Source organism: Mesorhizobium sp. M7A.F.Ca.ET.027.03.2.1 (assembly GCF_003999175.1).
Taxonomy (GTDB): Bacteria; Pseudomonadota; Alphaproteobacteria; order Rhizobiales; family Rhizobiaceae; genus Mesorhizobium.
Genome location: NZ_RZOM01000645.1, coordinates 1 through 3,531 on the forward strand (window position 1 = coordinate 1; position 3,531 = coordinate 3,531).

Consider the following 3,531-nt stretch of genomic DNA (forward strand, 5'->3'; position numbering starts at 1 on the left):
GAAGCCAGCTCTTTACATTTGCGACCGTCGGCCACGAATAGAACGATGCGTTTATTTCGACAGTGTCAAACTGCTGCGCGTAGCGGTTGAACCATTCGGATGTCGGCATCTCCACGGGATAGAAATTCCCCCGCCATTTCCAGTAGAACCACCCGGAGCAGCCGACGTAGGCTGAGTTAGCCAACTCCATCGCTGAACTGCCCGGCTCTTTCGCAGCCACCCGCGCGAGATGCATTTTCTCGGCGCGCCCTATGTTCTCGGCGCGCTGCTTTTGGCGGCGCAACTTGCGTCGCTCTCGTCGCTCTTCGAGCCCAATGTCTTTCTTTGGAGCGTTGACGTCCATTGCGTGGTCTCCGCCGTCCCAACGGCTAGCAGAGCCAATAGCTCCGCAGCAAGCTGCCTTAGCTCAACTGGTCGAAGGTGCATTGCCGGGGCGCCTTGTCCGGCCGCCACCGCAGCAGCTTCGTGCCATGCCGGAAACGGCCGCCCGTCACATGGTCGAACCGCACTTCCACCACCAATTCCGGACTCAGTGGTTCCCATTCGCCGCTGCGCTCCGTGCTCCAGCGGCTCGGTCCACCCGGCGCGTTGCCGGTGAAGCCCGGAGGCTGACGCAACGCCTCCAGACGGTCGGTCAGCGTTACACGTTCACCGTTGGAGATGGTCGAGGTGAAGCCGACATGGTCAAGCTTGCCGTCCTCGTTATAAAGACCAAGCAGCAGTGACCCGACCTCGGGGCGGTCGGAAAGGTAGCGGAAGCCGCCCACGACGCAGTCGGCAGTGCGCATCCTCTTAACCTTCACCATCGCGCGCTCGCCGGGGAGATAGGGGCCGTCAAGCCGCTTGGCGATAATGCCGTCCGTCTTGCCGCCAGCATCCTGCAACCAGGTCTGAGCTTGCTTATGGTCGAGCGTGAAGGGAGACAGTTCAACGCCTGAGGTTGCTGAGGACTTGCAGAAAGTCTCCAAGGCGCTCCTTCGTGCCGACAGCTGCTTGTCGACGAGAACTTCTCCATCGACCTCGGCCAGCATGTCGAACAGGATCAGTTTGGCGGGGGTTTCCGCCGCCAGCTTGCGAATGCGGCTTTCGGCGGGGGGCAAACGCATCTGCAAGGCGTCGAAGGAATATTCGCCGGAGCGTTCGATCAGGATTTCACCGTCGATGACGAAGCGGCCCGCCGGAAGGCCGCGCAGGCGATCGACCAATTCTGGGAAATAGCGCCCCAACGGTTTTCCGGACTTGGCGCGAATGTCCACCGCATCGCCCAACTTGAAGGCGAGACAGCGAAAGCCGTCCCACTTCGGCTCATACTGCCAGCCATCGTCCTCAACAGGAATCGCATCGGCGAGTTTAGCCTCCATGGGCCTTGTGTCGACCGGCAGGAGAAACTGTGGAGGAGCGCTCATCTTGTGCTCCGCTCACGCGATGCTTTCCAGAGGTCGAGCAGGCCCCTTTCCGTAGACGGGATCCTTGCGCAGTTTCGCGACCTCGGGAATCGTCCTGACTGCTCTCGCGTGGTCCTCGCTTGCGGCGCATTCGTCATAAGTGCCGTCAGGCGGGTAGGCGCCGACAACCAGAAAGTCGTCGCTGGCGCCAAGGCTGTGGTGAGCGGGGCCGGCACGTCTCCGGCCTTCAGGGTCGATACGCGGCCCCGCTGGCCGCCGAACTGGACCTTGCCTGATCCGCGCGCCACACCGAGCCCCTCGTGGATGCGAGAGTGATAGTGCACATAATCGTACATGCCGTTTCGCCAGGAGCTTCCCCAGCCGTTGCGTTCAAAGACGTCTTCGAAGATTGCGGCCGGATCGAACTGTCTGGGCAGCTTCAGTGCGCCACAGTAGACAATCAGCGGCCAATGCGGATGGTTCGGGATGACACCGTCACCATTGTATTGGAATGTATTTGCCTTACGCGAACGCACGAGACTATCCACATCGTTGCTCGAGGGCCGGCGCCAGCCCGTCGTCTTCTCGACCATCTTCTTTCCGCTGTCGACTATTGGCATCACATCCGCCTTGTTACCCCATCGCCGACAGGTGCCAGAGGAAGCACCGCCGGCCCGTTTAAGACTGAGCCATCCGGTGCGAAATGCGAGCCATGGCACGAGCAGTCCCAGCACTGCTCAGTAGAATTCCACGCCACTTCGCATCCCGAGTGCGTGCAGGTGGCCGAGTGCTGATGGAGCTTTCCCTCGAGATCGCGACAGGCGGCGATTTTTCGCAGGCCGTCGCGAAGGATGCCGCCTTGGCCGGGCACGAATTCGCCTGGTGACTTCAGTTCGCCGGGCAGCACGTAGCCGGCAAGATTTTTGACCACGGACAGATTCTCTCGAACGTAGTTGATCACACCCGAGGGCGTCTTGCGCGACGGCTCATAGACCGCCGCCCATGGGCTTTTCTTACCCGAAATCAGATCCTTCAGGAGCAGGCCGGACAGCGCGCCGTGTGTCATGCCCTGCCCGGAGTCGCCAGTCACCACATAGACGGACTGACTACCGGGATTGAGGCCGATAAAGGCGCAATAGTCGATCGTGTCCAGCACCTGCCCGGACCAGCGGGTGACTTCTTTGCCCAAGGTTGGCACGAGCGCGCGTATCCACGCCTCGATCGCCTCGAAACGGATGTCGCCATCGTCGGCTTCGCCGGATTTGTGATCGGCGCCACCGGCGATCAGATAGTTGACCGATCCCGGCCCCGGATTCATTCGAACGTAGTGATAGGGATCGCCGGTGTCCCAATACAGCGCGTCGGGCAGACGGCCGCGCGCCAGGGTAAAGGCCATTGCATAGGTGCGATAGGGCGACATCTTGGTGTGCAGCTGGAAACGATCGTTGATCGGTGAGTTCGTGGCGACGACCACCGACGCTGCTTCGATGACACCGCCATTCTCGGTGGGAACGCGCACACCGCCCTCAGGCAATTCCTCAACGGAGATCACGGGGCTATTGGCGAAGATACGGCCGCCTTTGTCGCGGATCGCTGACGCCAGGCCGCGAAGATATCGCAGCGGATGGAAGGTGGCCTGGTTCGGATAACGCAGGACAGGCGCCTTCTCAAAACCTTTGAGCGGCACACCGGTCACGAGCTCGGCAGCCGCTCCGACCTTTCTTGCCGCATGGAATTCCTTTTGGCGCTGATCGCGGGCTTCCTTTGGCTCGACGCCCATCGCCGGAAACAGGAAAGCGTCCAGCCGGCGGAAATTGCAGTCAATGCCAAGCTGAGCGACGTTTTCCTCGATACGCGCGACGGCCGCTTCCTGGCTTTCCTGGAAAAGCCGCGCGGTTTCTTCACCGCGCAGATTGATGAGCGTGCTCAGGCCGTCATCGCAAATCGGCGCCAGGTGTGCTGTCGTTCGCGACGTCATGCCGCCGGCAATCGAGCCGCGATCAATGACGATCACGTTCTGCCCGATGCCGGCAAGTTCGTATGCCACGGAAAGCCCGCCGATCCCGGATCCGATGATCACGGTATCGCAGCTCTTCTTTCCCGAGAATTTCGGCGCGCGGGGATAGACCTCGACTTTCATCCAAAG

4 protein-coding genes are annotated in these 3,531 nt (G+C 61.1%); all 4 read right to left on the minus strand.

The window, feature by feature from the left end; translation table 11 throughout:
* On the minus strand, window positions 1–343 hold a 343-nt coding region (locus EN750_RS40015), incomplete at its 3' end, for a DUF72 domain-containing protein (RefSeq protein WP_210212764.1).
* A 58-nt stretch (window positions 344–401) separates the two neighbouring features.
* Window positions 402–1,406, minus strand: coding sequence for an ATP-dependent DNA ligase (locus EN750_RS24020; protein ID WP_127397854.1), 1,005 nt, complete (start codon window positions 1,404–1,406; stop codon window positions 402–404).
* The gene (locus EN750_RS24025; RefSeq protein WP_348629624.1) at window positions 1,403–1,978 is read right to left on the minus strand and encodes a hypothetical protein; all 576 of its coding nucleotides are present in this window, start codon (window positions 1,976–1,978) and stop codon (window positions 1,403–1,405) included. The genes EN750_RS24020 and EN750_RS24025 overlap by 4 nt, the downstream gene beginning before the upstream one ends.
* A 26-nt stretch (window positions 1,979–2,004) precedes the next feature.
* The coding region (locus EN750_RS24030) for an FAD-dependent oxidoreductase (protein WP_145967870.1) at window positions 2,005–3,531 on the minus strand (1,527 nt) is incomplete at its 5' end.

Coding starts and splice junctions, on each gene's coding strand:
- EN750_RS24020 (WP_127397854.1), bottom strand. CDS start 1,406: ATGAGCGCTCCTCCACAGTTTCTCCTGCCGGTCGACACAAGGCCCATG.
- EN750_RS24025 (WP_348629624.1), bottom strand. CDS start 1,978: ATGGTCGAGAAGACGACGGGCTGGCGCCGGCCCTCGAGCAACGATGTG.